Raw genomic sequence first — 17025 nt, 5'->3', positions numbered from 1 at the left:
CGTACGGCTTCGGCCCACCGTCGTACCCGAACCACCGCCCACGTACCACCGCCCCGCACGGCAACCCCGCCCGCCCGGCGCCCCGCCGGCCGCGCACGCATCCAAGGAGCACCCACCCTCATGTCCCCGCTGATCACCCGCCGCCGTGCGGCCGCCGCCGTCCTGACCACCGCCCTCCTGATCCCGCTCGCCGCCTGCGGCGACGACTCCGGATCCGACAAGGCCAAGGACAAGGACAGCGGCTCGAAGGCCACCTCCTCCGCCTCGGGCGCCCCGAAGGCGGACCTGACCGTGCTGGCCGCCGCCTCGCTGACGGACGTCTTCAAGGAGGCGGGAGCGGCGTACGAGAAGGAGAACCCGGGCACGAAGGTGACGTTCTCCTTCGCGGGCTCCCAGGAGCTGGCCGCCCAGGTCAAGCAGGGCGCCCCCGCCGACGCCCTGGTCACCGCGGACACCAAGACGATGGACGGTCTCACCGGCGAGACCGGCACCCCGACCGTCATCGCCAAGAACCGCCTCGTCATCGCCGTCGGCGAGGGCAACCCGGAGAAGGTCGAGAACCTCAAGGACCTCTCGGACACCAAGTTGAAGGTCGTCCTGGCCGCCCCCGAGGTGCCGGTGGGCCGCTACAGCAAGCAGATCCTCGACGCGCAGAAGATCGAGGTGAAGCCGGTCTCCCAGGAGCCCAACGTCCGCGCGGTCCTCAGCAAGGTCGAGCTGGGCGAGGCGGATGCCGGGCTCGTCTACAAGACCGACGCCGCGACCGCCACCGACAAGGTCGACGCGATCGACATCCCGGACGCGGAGAACGCCGTCGCCTCCTACCCGGCCGCCACGCTGAAGGGGTCGAAGCACAGCGAGGCCGCCGCCGCGTTCGTCGCCTGGCTCTCCACGCCCGCCGCACAGAAGATCCTCCAGGGCGCGGGCTTCCAGCAGCCGTAACCGCACTCCGCTCCCGGCGGGCCCGTACCGTCCGACGGGCCCGCCGGGCACCGCACTCCCAGCCCGACGAGGTCATCGATGAAACGCCCGGTCCGCCGCCGTACGCCCGGGGTCCGCGCCCCGCTCCTGCTGACGGTGCCCGCCCTGCTGGCCGTGGCGTTCCTGATGCTGCCGCTCGTCGGCATCCTGGCCCGCACCTCCTGGGGCGAGATCGGCGCGCACCTCACCGCCGATGCCACCACCGAGGCGCTGCGGCTCTCGCTGGTGGTCTCGCTCTGGTCGTTGGGGCTCTCGCTGCTGTTCGGGGTGCCGCTGGCCTGGCTGCTGGCCCGGGTGCCGTTCCCCGGCAAGGCGTTCGTCCGCTCGCTGGTCCTGCTGCCGATGGTGCTGCCGCCCACGGTCGGCGGCGTCGCGCTGCTGCTGGCCTTCGGACGGCGCGGGCTGCTCGGCCCGTGGCTGGAGGACACTTTCGGCATCACGCTGCCCTTCCACACCTCGGGGGCCGTGCTCGCGGCGACCTTCGTCGCGATGCCGTTCCTGATCATCTCGCTGGAGGGCGCGCTCGGCGGACTGCGCCCCCGGTACGAGGAGACCGCCGCCTCCCTGGGCGCCTCGCCGGTCCGGGTGTTCCTCACCGTGACGCTGCCGATGGTCGCCCCCGGACTGATCGCCGGAGCCGCCCTGACCTGGGCGCGGGCGCTCGGCGAGTTCGGCGCGACGATCACCTTCGCCGGAAACCTCCCCGGCACCACGCAGACCCTGCCGCTCCAGGTCTATCTGCTGCTCCAGGACTCGCCGGAGGCCGCCACCTCCGTGTCGCTGCTGCTCCTGGCCATCGCGATGATCGTGCTCGTCGGGCTGCGCGGCCGGTGGACCGGCACCCCGGGCGACCACCGCGACCTCGCGAGCCGTACGGCGGCGGCCCGCCCCGAGGATCCGGCGGGCCCGGTCCAGGACCCCCTCCCCGAACCGCCGCCGGACCTCCGGAAGAAGCCCGCGCCCGAACCCTGGCCGCTGCACGCCGAGGTCACCGGCTTCACCCGCCTCACCCTCGACGCCCCGCCCGGCACCACCATCGCGGTGGTCGGCCCCAACGGCGCGGGCAAGACGACGCTCCTGCGGGCCCTCCTCGGCCTCACGCCCCGCGCGCACGCCACCCTGCGCCTCGGCGACAGCGACGTCACCGCCCTCCCGCCGCACCGCCGGGGCGTCGCCTGGGTGCCCCAGGACGGGGCGCTCTTCCCGCACCTGAGCGCGCTGACCAACACGGCGTACGGGCTCCGCGCCCACGGGGTGCCGCGCGCCGAGGCCCGGCGCGAGGCCCAGGGCTGGCTGGACCGGCTCGGGGTGGGCCACCTCGCCCACCGCAGGCCCGCCCAGCTCTCCGGCGGGCAGGCCCAGCGGGTCGCCCTGGCCCGCGCCCTCGCCGCCCGCCCGCGCCTCCTGCTGCTGGACGAACCGCTCGCCGCCCTCGACCAGACCACCCGGGCCCGGGTGCGGCACACCCTGCGCGGCCACCTCGCGGACTTCGGCGGGGTCTGTCTGATCGTCACCCACGACCCGGTCGAGGCGGTCTCGCTGGCCGACCGGGTCCTGGTGCTGGAGGACGGCCGGGCCCTCCAGGACGAGCCGCCCGCCGAGGTCACCCGGCACCCGCGCTCGCCGTGGGTGGCCCGGATGCTGGGCCACAACGCCTGGCCCGGGACCGCCACCGCCGACGGCCTGGCGCCGGAGGGCGGCGGGCACCTCGTGGTCGCCGAGCCCCTCCCGGCGGGCACGGACGCCCTCGCGGTCATCGCGCCGGAAGCCGTCTCCGTACACCGGGAGAGGCCCACCGGCTCGCCGCGCAACGTCTGGCCCGGCACGGTCCGCGAGATCACCTCGGGCGGCAGCCGGCTGCGGCTGCTGATCACCTCGGCGGAGGCCCCGGACCTGGTCGCGGAGATCACCCCGGCGGCCGCCGCCGAGCTGGGCATCGCCGACGGCACGGCCGTCTGGACCAGCGTGAAGGCCACGGAGACGACGATCGTCCTGCTCTGAGCCCGGGATCCGGGTCCGGGGCGCGGGGGAACCATCGCCCCCGCCGGCGCGTACTTCTGTACGTACGACGACCGAGAGACGGGGACCTCATGGCACTGTTCGGCAACGCCCACACGATCAACCCGGCCACCGCCCAGCAGGACTACGCCCGGCTGCTCGGGCAGGGCGAGCAGGTGCACGCCGCGTTCCTGCTGATCCGGGACACCATCCTGTTCACGGACCGGCGGCTGATCCTCGTCGACAAGCAGGGCATCACCGGCAAGAAGGTGGAGTACCACTCCGTGCCGTACCGCAGCATCACGCACTTCGCCGTGGAGACGGCCGGCACGTTCGATCTCGACGCCGAGCTGAAGATCTGGATCTCGGGCAACGCGACGCCGCTCCAGAAGACGTTCACCAAGGGCGTCGACATCTACGAGGTGCAGGCGATACTCACGCAGTTCGTCGCCCGCTAGCCGCCCGCGTCCGGCCGGACGTCAGAAGGACGGGCGCAGCCGGGCCGTCGCCGAGTGCCCGGGGGCGGTGGCCCGCAGCTTCGCGGCGCGCTCCCGCAGTTCGGGCAGCAGGGCGTAGAGCGCGTCGCCGGGGCAGCGGGTCTCGAAGCTGTCGCGGTGTCCGGAGATGACGTGCAGCCGGGCCACCTGCCCCCGGTCGAAGCGGCTCTCGTCGTTCGTCGACACCAGGTCGACGCTGCCCAGCGGATCCGCCCCGGGCCGCAGCTTCCAGGCGGCCAGTTTCACCAGCGCGTCCATCATCGGCTTCGGCACCTCGACCCCCGGGCCGAAGTTCCCGATCGCCGCGATGCCGACCGTGTCGGTGTTGAACCCCTTGGTGTGCGCGCCGAGCACCGAGCGGCCGACACCGCCCGCGCGGCCCTCGTAGATGGTGCCGCAGCGGTCGACGAGGAAGTTGTAGCCGATGTCGTCCCAGCCGTCCTGCCGGATGTGGTCGCGCTGGACGGCCCGGATCAGCTCGGGGGCGTCCGCGCAGTCGTAGTCGTTGGGGTTGCCGGTGTGGTGCACGAACACCGCCCGCGCCGGGGCCGTGTAGTGCGGTCCCTCCCGCACCAGGGACTCGTCCGCGCCCCAGTCCCGGCGGCTGACGACGGCCGGCTGCGGCAGTCCGCGCGGCGGCCGCGGTCCGGTGGCCAGCTCCGCCCCCGGCGCGCGGAACGCCGGGCCGTCCCCGAACACCAGGAGGGCCAGGGGCAGGATCAGAACGCCCAGGACGAGTCGGCGGGACCACATGGACTCCACCCTGCGCTCCGGCCTCCGGCTTCGCAGAGGAGCGGGCCGTTCGGGTGACGTCTCGCCGGGCCTCCCACCGGCCTCCCCCGCAGCTCGGACGCACCGCCCGGAATGCGGCTTTCGCCGGGTCTCCCTACGATGAGACCCGGATCATCGCCCGCTCCCGGCGGGGGTGCCCGGCGGAGCGAGGAACCATGGCCCACGACCGTGTGCGGGACGAACCGGATGTCGGCCTCAAGCCGAACGCGATCGGGTTCGTCGACGCCCTTGTCATCGGTCTGAACGCGACCTCCCCGGCGTACTCGCTGGCCGCCGTCATCGGCCCGATCGTCGCCCTGGTGGGGATCTACGCCCCGGGCGTCATGTTCGCCTCGTTCGTGCCGATGCTGCTGATCGCCTCGGCGTTCTACTACCTCAACAAGGTCGACCAGGACTGCGGTACGACGTTCTCCTGGGTGACCCGGGCGATGGGCCCCTGGGCGGGCTGGCTGGGCGGCTGGGCGATCACCATGACCGGCGTCCTGGTGGTGGGCTCGCTGGCCGATGTGGCGGTGAGCTTCACCCTGCTGGCGGTGGGTCTGGACGGCTGGGTCGAGAACGACTTCGCCCGCCAGCTGCTCACCGTGCTCCTGATCATCGTGATGACCGGGCTCTGCGTCATCGGCACCGAGCTCTCCGCGAAGGTGCAGAACGCGCTGATCCTCCTCCAGGTGGCGTTCCTGCTGGTCTTCGTCGCGGTGGCGCTCTACCGGGTGTACGCGGGCACGACCGGCTTCGACTCGATCGAGCCGTCCATCGGCTGGCTCGACCCGTTCGGCGCGGGCGGCGCCGCGCTGACCGGCGGGCTGCTGCTCGGGGTGTTCATCTACTGGGGCTGGGAGTCCGCGGTCAACCTCACCGAGGAGACGGAGGACTCGGCGAGCGCCCCGGGCAAGGCGGGCCTGTGGTCCACCGTGGTGCTCCTGGTGACCTATCTGTCGGTCGCCGTCGCGGTCGTCGCCTTCGCGGGGACGGCGTTCCTCGCGGAGAACGCGGGCGAGGAGGAGTTCATCTTCGCCCAGCTCGCCGGTGACGTGCTCGGCGGCTGGGACTGGATCCTGCTGCTGGCGGTGGCCACCTCCGCCATCGCCTCCACCCAGACCACGATCATCCCGGCCTCCCGGACCGCCCTGTCCATGGCCCGCCGTCAGGCGCTGCCGCAGCACTTCGGGCACATCAGCCCCCGGTTCCGTACCCCGGACGTCAGTACGTGGTGGGTCGCCGGCATCGCCATCGCCTGGTACCTGGTGGTCAACCAGATCAGCACGAACGCCCTCTTCGACTCGCTCACCGCGCTGTCGCTGCTGATCGCCTTCTACTACGCGCTCACCGGAGTGGCCTGCGCCGTCTACTACCGGCGCCATCTCACCGAGAGCGTGCGCAACTTCCTGCTCATCGGCCTCGGCCCGGTGGTCGGCGCCGGACTGCTGACCTGGCTGCTGGTCCGCTCGGTCATCGACATGTCCGACCCGGCCAACTCCTACAGCGGCACCTCCTGGTTCGGGCTCGGCCCGCCGCTCGTCATCGGCATCGTGATCTCCCTGGTCGGCGTGGTCCTGATGGTGGTGTGGCGGCTGCGGGACGCGGTGTTCTGGCAGGAGCGGCCGGGGGTCGCCGACCCGGACCTGGTGCACGCCCCCGCCCGGAAGGAACGCTGAGATGCCGGTCGTCCTCGGTTACGACGAGTCCCCCGGCGCCGCCCGCGCCCTGCGCATCGCCATCGAGCTGGCGGCGGCGTACGGGGAGGGGCTGGTCCTCGTCTACGGGGCCGCCGCCCCCGGACTGCGCGACGGCGCGGAGTACCGCAGCCACTACGACGCGATCCGGCAGGCCGGCCGCACCGGCCTGGAGCACGCGCTCACGGCCGCCGAGGAGGCAGGCGTACCGGCGACCGTCGAGGTGCTCGACGAGAGCCCCGCACAGGCACTCCTGGACGCCGCCGAACGGCACGGCGCCCGGGTCATCGTGGTCGGCACCTGGGGCGAGAGCCCGATGCGCGGGGCCCTGCTGGGCTCGACCCCGCACAAGCTGCTGCACATGTCGAGGATCCCCGTGCTGTGCGTCCCCACGGAGGACGCCACGCTCTGAGCGGTGTCCGGCGGATCATGACCGGGCCCGCCGTTCACCACGCCTCCCCGCTCTCCGCCGCACGGCCCGGAACCGCCCGGCCGCTCCCGCCCTCCTCCTCCCGGCGCAGCAGCCGGAACGCCAGCAGCGGGAAGACCAGCACCGACACCATCGCGGCGGCGACCAGGGCGGCGGCCTCGCCGGACCCGATCACCTTCTCGTCCAGGCCGATCGCGGTGATCGCGACCACCAGCGGCAGACAGGTCGACGCGAACAGCCCGAGCGCGGCCCGCGGCGCACGCCCGGTCAGGTCGCGCGGGGCCAGCAGATACGCCGGAACCCCGCGCACCAGCAGGAACAGCAGCAGGAAGACCGGCAGGAGCAGCAGCGGGCGGCCGTCGTCCAGGAGCGCCGCGAGGTCGAAGTCGATGCCCGTGACGACGTAGAAGAACGGCACCAGGAAGCCGAAGCCGATCGCCTCGACCCGCTCCAGGATCGCGTCGCTCCGCTCGGGCACCGACCCCTGGAGGACGAGCCGGGTCAGCATGCCCGCGGCGAACGCGCCGAGCAGGGTGTCCAGGCCGAAGACATGGGCGAGCCCCAGCATTCCGACGAGCAGCAGCATCACGAAGCGGACGGCGAACTGGCCGCTGGAGTGCAGGGTCACGGCGACGATCCGGGCGAACCACGGCGGCCGGGGCCGCATCGCCCAGAACACCGCACCCGCCGTGACGACGGCGAACACCGCCAGCACCGCGCTCGCCGCACCCGGGCTGCGGCCGCTGAACAGCAGGGCCATCGCGATGATCGGCCCGAACTCCCCCACCGACCCGAACGCCATCACCACCGACCCGAACCGCCCATCGAGACGCCCCGAGTCCCGCAGGATCGGCAGCACCGCACCCAGCGCGGTGCTGGTCAGCGCGGTGCCGATGACCAGGCTCTTCGCCAGGTCCGCCCCGCTGAGCAGCAGCGCGACCCCGAGCCCGGCGGCGAACGAGAGGACCCAGGCCGCGCCGGCCCGGCGCAGCGTGTCGCCGCGGACCTCGGCGAACTTGATCTCGTACCCCGCCAGAAAGATCAGCATCGACAGCCCGAGGTCGGACAGGGCGTCGATGACCTGGTCGTGGTGGGCCCAGCCGAGCACATCGGGCCCGACCAGGACACCGAGCACGATCTCGAAGATGACGACGGGGACCGGCAGCCACCGCCCGGTCGCGTAGCCGAGCAGCGGCGCGAGAACCGCCAGGGCCATGATCAGGACGAGGGTCCCGGGGTGCTCCATCGCTCGTGTATAGCAAGGAACGCCCCGGAATCAGCCGTTATGACACCCCTGGGGAGGGCCGCTCAGTTCGGGCAGTGCGTGTCCCGGGCGGGCCGCTTCCCGGTCACCAGGAAGTCACTGACCACCCGGTCGCCGCAGGCGTTGCCGCTGCCCAGGTACATCCCGTGCCCGCCCTGCCCGACGGTCACCATCCTGGCCCGCTCACCGAGCGCCGCCCGCATCTTCAGGGCCCCGCTGTACGGCGTGGCCGGATCGCGCAGGCTCTGGATCATCAGAACGTTCGAGGGGCCCTCGGCCGTGATCCGGGTGGGCCTCGGCTCCTCGTCGTACTTCCAGAAGGCGCACGGCGTGATGTTCACCGGCATCCCGGCCGTCAGCGGATACCGCGCCCGGTCGGCGGCGACCCGGCGGGCGTACCCAGGACCCGGACCCGGCCAGCGCACGTCGTTGCAGACCACCGCCATCGTCAGCGTCGCGTCCTCGTCCGGCAGCGCGCCCGCCAGCTCCGGCGGCAGCACCGGGCGGCCCTCCGGATCCTGCGCCGACCGGATCAGCCGGGCCAGCGGGGCGAACGCCGTATCGCTGTGGAGGGCGTTCTGGAGCGCCTGCCGCAGCCGGTTCCCGGTCAGCGGGACGCCGGGCACGTCCGACTCCTTCGGCGCGCGGTCCAGCTCCCCGGCCAGCGCGAGGAACAACGGCTGTACGTCCTCGGCACGCCGGGCGAGCCGCAGCCCCTCGGCCTCCCGGGCGGGGTCCGCCGCCCAGGCCGCGAAGTCGGGGAAGCGGTCGGCCGCGCCCGGAGCCGCGTTCGCCAGCCAGCCGTACGCCACCCGTGCCGGGTCCGGGTCGCCGGTGCTGTCCAGGACCAGCCGGTCGACGCGGTCCCGGTGCTCCTGCGCGTACACCGCACCGACGTAACTCCCGTACGAGGAACCCCAGACGGACACCTTCCGCTCGCCCAGCGCGGCGCGCAGCCGGTCCATGTCGCGGACCTGGTTCCGGGTGCTGAAGGACCGCACCACCGGTCCGCCGTCACGGGCGCACGCGGCCGCGGTGCGGCGGGCGCGTTCGGTGTTCTCCGTGATCGAGCCGTCCGCCGCGGGCCAGGACCGCAGCGTCACCAGGTGCCGGTCCGCCTCCGGGATCCCGCAGCCGGCCCGGGTGGAGCCGCCGACCCCGCGCGGGTCCAGGCCGACCAGGTCGTACGCCCCCTCGGTCGCCGCCCGCAGCGCCTCGCCCTTCTGCGCGAGCCGCTGCACCCCCGAGCCGCCCGGACCGCCGGCGAGCACCAGCAGGGTGCCGCGCCGGGCCTCGGGCCGGTCGGTGCGCAGCCGGGCGACCGCCACGTCGACGGTGCGTCCGTCGGGGGCGCGGTGGTCCAGGGGGACGCGGAGCGTGGCGCACTGCTGCCCGGCGGGAACGGGTGTGCCCGGGATCGGGGCACAGGGCCCCCAGGCGAGCGGAGGCGTGGCGGGGCTGGTCGGCCGGCTGTGCGCCACGGGTGCGCCGACAGCGGTCAGCGTGCCGGCCGCGGCTGCGGCGGAGACGGTGAGGAGCAGGGCTTTGCGGGTCCAAGTCGTCATGGACACAGCCTTGTTGGGCCCGGCCCCGATGCCCATGCGGCAGTCCGGTGGACCGGCCCGGGGGACAGCCCCCGGCTCGCGCTCCGGGCCATCCCCCGCTGCGGCCCCGGACGGCCCCGGGCCGCCCCCGTCACCCGTTCCCCCGCACCGGCGTGCCGGGCGGCGGCCGGAGCCGTTGAATGCGGAACACGGGGGCGGAAGGCAGGAGAGAGCCGCATGCCGTCGTCACCGGCCCGCCCGGACCGGGCCACCGCTCCGCGCCGCCGCGGTGCGCTGCGCCGCACCGGCGAGTGGTGCGCCCGGCACTTCGTGACCGTCCTGATCCTGTGGGTGGCCGCGCTCGCCGGGCTCCAGGTCCTGCAGCACGCGTACGGCGGCGACTACTCCGACGACTTCTCGCTGCCCGGCACCCAGTCGCAGGACGGCCTCGACGTCCTGAAGGCGCACGCGCCGCAGGCGGGCGGGTACAGCGCCCAGGTGGTGCTGCACGACGCGGACAAGCCGCTCACCTCGGTCTCCGACCAGGTCGCCACGGCCGTCACCGACCTCCAGAAGCTCCCCGACGTCCTGTCCGCGCAGAACCCGCTGCCCTCGTCCGGCTCCACCCCGCCCCCGCCGCCGGACCCGAACACCGGGCCGCTCTCCACGGACCAGAAGACCGCCTACATCACCGTCCGCTTCAGCGTGCAGCCCTCCACGCTCGACCCGTCCTATCTCGACGGGGTCGACGACGCGGTGCGGCCGCTGCGCTCGGCCGGGGTGGAGGTGGAGTACGGCGGGCCGCTCGGCGAGCTCGCCCGGCCCGAGCCGAGCGACCGCACCAGCGAGGCGATCGGCTTCGGCGTGGCGATCGTGGTCCTGCTGATCGGCTTCGGCAGTCTGCTGGCCGCCGTGCTGCCGCTGGTCACCGCGCTGATCTGCGCGCTGTGCGGGCTGGCGCTGCTCGGGCTGCTGGCCGCCGCCGCGACCTTCGCGACGGTCTCCCCGACGCTCGCCACGATGATCGGCATCGGCGTCGGCATCGACTACGCCCTCTTCCTGGTCACCCGGCACCGGCAGAACCTCGTCGACGGCCAGGACCCGGTGACCGCCGCCGGGAACGCCGCCGCCACCAGCGGGCACGCCGTGCTGCTCTCCGGCTGCACGGTGATCATCGCGCTGTCGGGGCTGTGGGTCTCCGGGATCGGGTTCATCGGCAAGCTCGGCCTGGCCGCAGCGGTCACCGTCGTCACCGCCGTGCTCGGCGCGCTCACCCTCGTACCGGCGATCCTCGGGCTCATCGGCCGCCGCATCGACCGGGTGCGGGTACGGAAACCGGTGGCCGAGACCGTACCGGCCCCCGAGGGCGCGGAGCCCGGCGGCTGGCACCGGTACGCGCAGCGGGTGGAGCGGCGGCCCTGGTGGTTCCTGGCCGGCGGGGTGGTGCTGCTGGCCGTCCTCTCCTTCCCCGTGCTCTTCATCCAGCTCGGCCACATCGGCGACGGCGCCGACCCGAAGTCGTTCACCGACCGGCGCGCCTTCGACCTGATGTCCACCGCCTTCGGCCCCGGCTCCAACGGTCCGCTGACGCTGGTCATCGACCAGAGCAAAGTGCCCTCGTCCGACCGTTCCGCCCTCGCCGACCAGGCGCGGAAGGCACTGACGAACGTGCCCGACGCGGCCGTGATCACCCCGCTCACCGCCACATCGGACGGCGATGTGCTGACCGCCACCGCCTACTCGGCGGCCGCCCCGCAGGACGAGCGGACCACCTCGCTGACGAACCGCCTCACCGACGACGTCCTGCCGCAGGCCGTCTCCGGCTACGACGCGAGCACGTACGTCACCGGCACGACGGCCGCCCAGGTCGACTTCCTGGACATCGTCTCCAGCAGGCTGCCGCTGATCATCGCGGTCGTCGTGGGCCTGGCGTTCCTGGTGATCCTGGCCGTCTTCCGGGGCCTGCTCGTCGCGTTGAAGGCCGCCATGCTCAACGTCCTGTCGATCGCCGCCTCGTACGGGGTCGTGGTGGCGGTCTTCCAGTGGGGCTGGGGCGGCCCGGCGCTGGGGGTCTCGGGGAAGGTGCCGATCGAGAGCTACGTCCCGATGATGATGTTCGCGATCGTCTTCGGGCTGAGCATGGACTACGAGATCTTCCTGCTCTCCCGCATCCACGAGGCGTGGGTGCGCACCGGGGACGCGCGGGCGAGCGTGGCGCACGCGCTGGAGATCACCGCCCGGGTCATCACCTGCGCGGCGCTGATCATGGTGAGCGTCTTCGCCGCGTTCGTCATCAGCGACAACATCGTGGTGAAGATGCTGGGCCTGGGGCTGGCGGCCAGCGTGCTCATCGACGCCACCGTCGTACGACTGCTGCTGGTCCCGGCGGTGATGACCCTGCTGGGCCGGGCCGCCTGGTGGATCCCGGGCCCGCTGGACCGGATCCTGCCGCGCCTGGACGCCGAGGGCGGGGCGGAGGGCGGGGCACAGTCGCGCGCCGAACCGGCCGGGCCCGTCGGCGGGAAGTGATGAGCGCCACAGCCTCCGAAGGGAACGCATCGAGCGCCTAGGGTGTCAGGATGCCTTCCCCCCTCACTTCGAGGCTGCCGCGCCCCACCGCGGCCGCTTCCCCCGGGACCGGCGTCCCCGACGCCGGCGGCCGGGACCACTTCTTCGACAACGCGAAGTACCTGGCGATCGTGCTGGTGGCGATCGGACACGCCTGGGAACCGCTGCCCCCCGGCCGCCTCGTGGAGGCCGCGTACACCTTCATCTACACGTTCCACATGCCGGTGTTCATCCTGATCGCCGGCTACTTCTCCCGGAACTTCGAGCTGCGGCCGGAGCGGGTGTGGAAGCTGGTCACCGGCCTGCTGGTGCCCTATCTCGTGTTCGAGGTCCTCTACACGCTCTTCCACCGCGCCCTGCGCGACCCGGACTTCTCGCTGTCGCTGCTGGAGCCGTACTGGCTGCTGTGGTTCCTGCCCGCCCTGTTCCTCTGGCGGCTGTCCACCCCGCTGTGGCAGACCGTGCGCTTCCCGGTGCTGGTGTCGCTCGCCATCGCCGCCGTCGCGACGGTCTCGCCCGCCGCCGACGGAACGCTCCCGGTCCAGCGCATCCTGCAGTTCCTGCCGTTCTACGTCCTGGGGCTGCGGCTGGGCCCGCACCACTTCGCGATGGTCCGCCGCACCTGGGTGCGCGTCGTCTCGGTGCCCGTCTTCGTCGCCGGGATGCTCCTGGCCTACTGGCTGGTGCCCCGGACCTCGACGTCGTGGTTCTTCCGCAAGAACAGCGCCCAGGAACTGGACACCGCCCAGTGGACCGGACCGGCGGCCACGCTGCTGCTGTTCCTGGCCGCCGTCGTCCTCGGCGCGTGCTTCCTCGCCTGGGTGCCCCGGGGCCGCAGCTGGATGACCGCACTGGGCACCTGCACGCTGTACGGGTATCTCCTGCACGGCTTCGTCATCCGGGCCCTGCGCTACGAGGGCTTCTACGACCGGCCGTTCTTCAACACCACGATGGGCACGGTCGCCGTCACCGTGGGCGCCGCCGTCATGGTCACCCTGCTCTGCACACCACCGGTCCGGCGGCTGCTGAAGCCGCTGCTGGAGCCGCGTATGGAGTGGGCCCGGCAGAAGCCGCCGCCGCCCGCGCCGACGCCCTGAGGGGCGCCGCGGGGCGCGGAAGCGGGTCTCAGACCCCGTCGGCCCGGGGTGCGGACACGGCTCCGGGAGCCTCGGTCCGTGCCTCGGCCGGAGTGCCCAGCAGCGCTGAGGCCGTCTCCAGCGGGGTACGCGCCGGGGCCGGCGCGGGCACGGCCGACTCGGCGGTACGGCAGGTGAACCCGAGCTTGGACAGCGCCCGGACGACCTCGGCGGAGCTGAAGTCCCGGCGGTCCTGCCGGGTGATCACTTCACCCACCTGCTTGACGGGGTAGACCCGCCGGCTGATGACCACGGCATCGCCCGTGACGGGTTCGGGCTTGATGCCCTTCATCGAGTCCTCCACCTCGTTCTTGAACAGATCGAAGGGGAAGCGGGCGATGACACAGCGCATGGTTCCTCAACAGGGGTCGAGTGCACGCGGAGCGAGTGCACGGGGAGGGACGTACGGGGCGGCCGGCGGCCAGGGGCCGCCGGCCGCGCGGGGTCACGCGGCGCGGTTGTTCCGGCGCTGCGCGGCGGCCGCACGGGCCTCCGGCGTCGGAACTCCGGGACGGCCGCGCCGGGCCGGGGCCCCGCCGCCGCGCTTGGTGCCGCGGCCCATGAACGCGCCGCCGCGGCCGCTGCCGCGCTCCTTGGCCGGGGCGGAGACGACGACCGGGACGCCGGAGGGCGCCTGCGCACCGGTGATCCGGCTCAGCTCGGCCTCGCCGGAGCGGACCTGGGCGATCTGCGGGGTGATCCCGGCGTCCGCCATCAGCCGGGTCATCTCGCGGCGCTGGTTGGGCAGCACCAGCGTGACGACGCTGCCGGACTCCCCGGCACGGGCGGTACGGCCGCCGCGGTGCAGGTAGTCCTTGTGGTCGCTCGGCGGGTCCACGTTGACGACCAGGTCGAGGTTGTCGACGTGGATGCCGCGCGCCGCGACATTGGTGGCGACCAGGACCGTGACATGCCCGGTCTTGAAGCGCTCCAGGGTGCGGGTGCGCTGCGGCTGGGACTTGCCCCCGTGCAGCGCCGCCGCCCGGACCCCGCTGTGCAGCAGGTGGTCGGTGAGCTTGTCCACCGCGTGCTTGGTGTCCAGGAACATGATCACGCGGCCGTCGCGGGCCGCGATCTCCGTCGTGGTCGCGTACTTGTCCGCGCCCTGGACGTACAGCACGTGGTGCTCCATCGTCGTGACCGCACCGGCGGCCGGGTCGACGGAGTGCACGACCGGGTCCTTGAGGTAGGTCCGCACCAGCAGGTCGACGTTGCGGTCCAGGGTGGCCGAGAAGAGCATCCGCTGCCCGTCCGGGTTCACCTGGTCGAGCAGCTCGGTGACCTGCGGCATGAAGCCCATGTCGGCCATCTGGTCGGCCTCGTCGAGGACGGTGATGGTGACCCGGTCCAGCTTGCAGTCGCCGCGCTCGATCAGGTCCTTGAGACGGCCCGGGGTCGCGACGACGACCTCGGCGCCACCGCGCAGCGCGCCGGCCTGACGGCCGATGGACATGCCGCCGACCACGGTGGCGATGCGCAGCTTCAGCGACCGGGCGTACGGGGTGAGCGCGTCGGTGACCTGCTGGGCCAGCTCCCGGGTGGGGACGAGGACCAGGGCGAGCGGGCGCTTGGCGTCGGCGCGGCGGCCGGCGGTGCGGGCCAGCAGCGCGAGGCCGAAGGCGAGGGTCTTGCCGGAGCCGGTGCGGCCCCGGCCCAGCACGTCCCGGCCGGCCAGCGAGTTGGGCAGGGTGGCCGCCTGGATCGGGAAGGGCACGGTCATGCCCTCGGCGACCAGCGCCGCCTTCAGCGGTGCGGGCATCTCCAGCTCGCCGAAGGTCTCGGCGGCGGGGAGGGCGGGCGTGAGCGTCACCGGCAGGGCGAACTCGCCCTTGGCGCCGGAGGCGGAGCGGCGGCCGTAGCCACCGGACCGGCCCGAGCCGCCGGAGCCGCCGGAGCGCTTGGGTCCGCCGCCGAAGCCCGCGGCCCGGCGCTCGCCGCCGCCGGAGTGACGGGGGCCGCCGCCGGAGCGGGTGCGGGAGAATCGGTCGTTCGAGCGGGGTGCGCGTTCGCGGTTCATGCAGAACCTTTCCTCGATAGGGCACGTATCGAGGGATTCTTTTCGGGAAGAGACCGTGAACGGCACCCAGAATCGCAAGAACGAGCCGATGAAATGACAAAAGAAAACGAAGCCCGGCCGCCGGGAATCAACGCACCGGACGCGGCTTCGTCGAGGGGCGCGCGGTGCGGGCCCCGGAAACGACAACGAGCCGGGGCCCGCACCCCAAGGTGCGGGCCCCAGCTGCGCAGTACTGCCCGAGTGATCAGGCGGGGGTGATGTTCTCGGCCTGCGGGCCCTTCTGGCCCTGCGTGACGTCGAAGTTCACCTTCTGGCCCTCCTGCAGCTCACGGAAGCCGCTGGCGGCGATGTTGCTGTAGTGGGCGAAGACGTCGGCGCCGCCGCCGTCCTGCTCAATGAAGCCGAAGCCCTTTTCCGAGTTGAACCACTTCACGGTGCCAGTAGCCATGTCATATCTCCTTAGGGGCAGAGCCCGCGGGCCCACACTGTGCGGGCCCCACGTCGCCGCGATGATTACCCCGTCCGGAAGAACACCGGAAATACAGAAGTGCACCCGCCGACATCCGATCGGCAAGAGCACTTGAAGTTTTTGGGAACCACAACTGCAACTGAGATCAACACTAGCACGATGACCCCGAAGAGGCGGGTGCGTAATATCACCGGCCGCGTCGGAACAGATCCCGGGACATAAAAGCCTCATCGCACATTGCGCGAAATTCTGTGCTGACGAATGCAGATATCTTTCCGGGCCGTGCGGAACCTCCCGCACCCCGGGACGCGGCGGCGGTCAGCGCTCGGCGGGACCGCCGGAGCGGGCGGACCGGCCGCGCAGCTCCTCGTTGAGGCGCAGCGCCTCCTCCAGCTGGTCCTCCAGGATGACGATCCGGCAGGCGGCCTCGACGGGCGTACCGGCGTCGACCAGCTCGCGGGCGCGGGCGGCGATGCGCAACTGGTAGCGGGAGTAACGGCGGTGGCCGCCCTCGGACCGCAGCGGGGTGATCAGGCGGGCCTCGCCGATCGCCCGGAGGAACCCCGGCGTCGCACCGATCATCTCCGCGGCTCGCCCCATCGTGTAGGCGGGGTAATCGTCGTCGTCGAGCCGGTCGGTGGCGTGCGAGGGGGTATCCGGGGGCATCTGCACCTCTTCCGTCACGCGTGACCGGAGGAACCGGGCGCCGTACGCCTGCGGGGTGCGCCTCTGCCGCGTACCGCTGTTTCACGTGACTGCACAAGAAACCCTAATCGCCCCGCAAGGCCATGTCTATCGCGGCCGGAACAGATTTGGGCCTCCGGGAAGGGCCCGGTGGACGCGGCCCGGCGGATCACTGACCGACCGGTCAGTTGTCGTCGGGAGGACCGCGGGGCCATAATGCACGCGTAGCCCTTCACGCATCCCCCGTCGTGAAGGGCTACACCCCTGTCCGGAGCCTGCTCCGGACGGCACGGGGCACAGGGTCATTCACGGGCAAGGGACTCCCCTCGTGGTCCCCTGCCCGTGTTTTTTCGAGTTAACAGTGACGTAGAGTGTTTACGCAAGCTCAGTTCCGACTCCGAGGTGATCGTGGAGGCCCGGATGGCCATGGACGACGGCGACGAACGCGGTCCGGAACCCGTCGGACCCCCCGAGCCGGACGAGCTTCCCCGCCTCGACTCGCTGCGCGAAAAAGTCGAGTACATGGTCGAGAAGACCTTCCCCGGCCAGAAGATCTCGGGCCGGGTCTTCGCCGAGCTGGTCCGCGACCGGGGCGGCTCGCTGTCGCACAGCTACTTCTCCAACATCCTGGCCGGCAAGGTCACCCAGCCGTCCGAGGACATCCTCAAGGCCCTCGGCCTGGGGTTCGGCGTGGACTGGCGCTTCTTCAAGGAGGAGTCCGAGGTCGTCGACGACGTCGTCGCCGGACTCCAGTTCCTGGCCAAGCGGCGCACCGGGGAGCTCAGCGGCCTGGCCGGCCGGGGCCTGGACGACGACGGTCTCCCGCCGGAACTGCTGCGGTTCGCCCTGTCCCTGCTGGAGGACGCCGCCCGGGAGAAGGACGGGCCCGGCGCGGAGAGCGGCGGGGCGAGCGGTGGCAAAGATTCCGCCGTGCACCACCACCGGACGGGCCCGGCAGCGTAGCGTCTT

General features: G+C 72.6%; 15 protein-coding genes. 8 read left to right on the top strand and 7 right to left on the bottom strand.

Features of this window, described 5'->3' with window-relative positions; all coding sequences use genetic code 11:
* Positions 1-120 precede the first annotated feature (120 nt).
* The 3 genes from modA (at position 121) to ACSMXR_RS19130 (ending at position 3437) form a co-directional block, all read left to right on the top strand.
* A complete protein-coding gene (gene modA / locus ACSMXR_RS19140) occupies positions 121-942 on the top strand; it encodes a molybdate ABC transporter substrate-binding protein (protein WP_137229730.1) in 822 nt (273 codons plus the stop codon).
* 78 nt (positions 943-1020) lie between these two features.
* Positions 1021-2982, top strand: coding sequence for an ABC transporter permease (locus tag ACSMXR_RS19135; RefSeq protein WP_473169494.1), 1962 nt, complete (start codon positions 1021-1023; stop codon positions 2980-2982).
* Between the two features lie 89 nt (positions 2983-3071).
* Positions 3072-3437, top strand: coding sequence for a PH domain-containing protein (locus ACSMXR_RS19130; RefSeq protein ID WP_030075656.1), 366 nt, complete (start codon positions 3072-3074; stop codon positions 3435-3437).
* A gap of 21 nt (positions 3438-3458) precedes the next feature.
* On the opposite strand, the gene ACSMXR_RS19125 is transcribed toward ACSMXR_RS19130, so the two are convergent.
* Entirely contained in the window at positions 3459-4229 is a 771-nt protein-coding gene (locus ACSMXR_RS19125; protein ID WP_381791485.1) for a peptidoglycan recognition protein family protein, read from the bottom strand.
* Positions 4230-4423: 194 nt separating this feature from the next.
* On the opposite strand from ACSMXR_RS19125, the gene ACSMXR_RS19120 reads away from it, so the two are divergent.
* Positions 4424-5926, top strand: coding sequence for an APC family permease (locus ACSMXR_RS19120; RefSeq protein WP_137229724.1), 1503 nt, complete (start codon positions 4424-4426; stop codon positions 5924-5926).
* A 1-nt stretch (position 5927) separates the two neighbouring features.
* Positions 5928-6356, top strand: coding sequence for a universal stress protein (locus ACSMXR_RS19115; protein ID WP_137229722.1), 429 nt, complete (start codon positions 5928-5930; stop codon positions 6354-6356).
* Positions 6357-6390: 34 nt separating this feature from the next.
* Here the strand turns inward: ACSMXR_RS19115 and ACSMXR_RS19110 are convergent, their stop codons facing one another.
* Together ACSMXR_RS19110 and ACSMXR_RS19105 are read right to left on the bottom strand one after the other, a co-directional pair.
* Positions 6391-7620: a cation:proton antiporter gene (locus ACSMXR_RS19110; RefSeq protein ID WP_473169493.1), complete on the bottom strand. Its 1230-nt coding sequence runs from the start codon at positions 7618-7620 to the stop codon at positions 6391-6393.
* A gap of 62 nt (positions 7621-7682) precedes the next feature.
* Complete coding sequence (locus tag ACSMXR_RS19105) at positions 7683-9203, bottom strand: alpha/beta hydrolase (RefSeq protein WP_473169492.1); 1521 nt, start codon at positions 9201-9203, stop codon at positions 7683-7685.
* A 216-nt stretch (positions 9204-9419) separates the two neighbouring features.
* On the opposite strand from ACSMXR_RS19105, the gene ACSMXR_RS19100 reads away from it, so the two are divergent.
* A complete protein-coding gene (locus tag ACSMXR_RS19100; protein WP_473169491.1) occupies positions 9420-11711 on the top strand; it encodes an MMPL family transporter in 2292 nt (763 codons plus the stop codon).
* A gap of 50 nt (positions 11712-11761) precedes the next feature.
* Positions 11762-12847, top strand: a complete 1086-nt coding sequence (locus ACSMXR_RS19095; protein WP_137229714.1) for an acyltransferase family protein — start codon at positions 11762-11764, stop codon at positions 12845-12847.
* 28 nt (positions 12848-12875) lie between these two features.
* On the opposite strand, the gene ACSMXR_RS19090 is transcribed toward ACSMXR_RS19095, so the two are convergent.
* The 4 genes from ACSMXR_RS19090 to ACSMXR_RS19075 all read right to left on the bottom strand — a co-directional run bounded on the left by ACSMXR_RS19090 (position 12876) and on the right by ACSMXR_RS19075 (position 16038).
* Positions 12876-13238: an SCO5918 family protein gene (locus tag ACSMXR_RS19090; RefSeq protein ID WP_137229712.1), complete on the bottom strand. Its 363-nt coding sequence runs from the start codon at positions 13236-13238 to the stop codon at positions 12876-12878.
* A 93-nt stretch (positions 13239-13331) separates the two neighbouring features.
* Entirely contained in the window at positions 13332-14903 is a 1572-nt protein-coding gene (locus ACSMXR_RS19085; RefSeq protein WP_364885996.1) for a DEAD/DEAH box helicase, read from the bottom strand.
* 244 nt (positions 14904-15147) lie between these two features.
* Positions 15148-15351 (bottom strand): cold-shock protein, encoded by a 204-nt coding sequence (locus tag ACSMXR_RS19080; RefSeq protein ID WP_003967653.1) that lies wholly within the window; start codon positions 15349-15351, stop codon positions 15148-15150.
* A gap of 339 nt (positions 15352-15690) precedes the next feature.
* Positions 15691-16038 carry a MerR family transcriptional regulator gene (locus tag ACSMXR_RS19075; RefSeq protein WP_103513260.1) on the bottom strand — a complete coding sequence of 116 codons (348 nt, stop codon included), beginning with the start codon at positions 16036-16038 and terminating at the stop codon, positions 15691-15693.
* 438 nt (positions 16039-16476) lie between these two features.
* On the opposite strand from ACSMXR_RS19075, the gene ACSMXR_RS19070 reads away from it, so the two are divergent.
* Entirely contained in the window at positions 16477-17019 is a 543-nt protein-coding gene (locus ACSMXR_RS19070) for a hypothetical protein (protein ID WP_137229708.1), read from the top strand.
* The last annotated feature ends 6 nt before the right edge of the window (positions 17020-17025 follow it).

The sequence above is a fragment of the Streptomyces sp. DSM 106670 genome (assembly GCF_055792845.1).
This window is presented reverse-complemented; position numbering and strand designations above follow the sequence as displayed.

Coding starts and splice junctions, on each gene's coding strand:
- modA (WP_137229730.1), top strand. CDS start 121: ATGTCCCCGCTGATCACCCGCCGCCGTGCGGCCGCCGCCGTCCTGACC.
- ACSMXR_RS19135 (WP_473169494.1), top strand. CDS start 1,021: ATGAAACGCCCGGTCCGCCGCCGTACGCCCGGGGTCCGCGCCCCGCTC.
- ACSMXR_RS19130 (WP_030075656.1), top strand. CDS start 3,072: ATGGCACTGTTCGGCAACGCCCACACGATCAACCCGGCCACCGCCCAG.
- ACSMXR_RS19125 (WP_381791485.1), bottom strand. CDS start 4,229: ATGTGGTCCCGCCGACTCGTCCTGGGCGTTCTGATCCTGCCCCTGGCC.
- ACSMXR_RS19120 (WP_137229724.1), top strand. CDS start 4,424: ATGGCCCACGACCGTGTGCGGGACGAACCGGATGTCGGCCTCAAGCCG.
- ACSMXR_RS19115 (WP_137229722.1), top strand. CDS start 5,928: ATGCCGGTCGTCCTCGGTTACGACGAGTCCCCCGGCGCCGCCCGCGCC.
- ACSMXR_RS19110 (WP_473169493.1), bottom strand. CDS start 7,620: ATGGAGCACCCCGGGACCCTCGTCCTGATCATGGCCCTGGCGGTTCTC.
- ACSMXR_RS19105 (WP_473169492.1), bottom strand. CDS start 9,203: ATGACGACTTGGACCCGCAAAGCCCTGCTCCTCACCGTCTCCGCCGCA.
- ACSMXR_RS19100 (WP_473169491.1), top strand. CDS start 9,420: ATGCCGTCGTCACCGGCCCGCCCGGACCGGGCCACCGCTCCGCGCCGC.
- ACSMXR_RS19095 (WP_137229714.1), top strand. CDS start 11,762: ATGCCTTCCCCCCTCACTTCGAGGCTGCCGCGCCCCACCGCGGCCGCT.
- ACSMXR_RS19090 (WP_137229712.1), bottom strand. CDS start 13,238: ATGCGCTGTGTCATCGCCCGCTTCCCCTTCGATCTGTTCAAGAACGAG.
- ACSMXR_RS19085 (WP_364885996.1), bottom strand. CDS start 14,903: ATGAACCGCGAACGCGCACCCCGCTCGAACGACCGATTCTCCCGCACC.
- ACSMXR_RS19080 (WP_003967653.1), bottom strand. CDS start 15,351: ATGGCTACTGGCACCGTGAAGTGGTTCAACTCGGAAAAGGGCTTCGGC.
- ACSMXR_RS19075 (WP_103513260.1), bottom strand. CDS start 16,038: ATGCCCCCGGATACCCCCTCGCACGCCACCGACCGGCTCGACGACGAC.
- ACSMXR_RS19070 (WP_137229708.1), top strand. CDS start 16,477: ATGGCCATGGACGACGGCGACGAACGCGGTCCGGAACCCGTCGGACCC.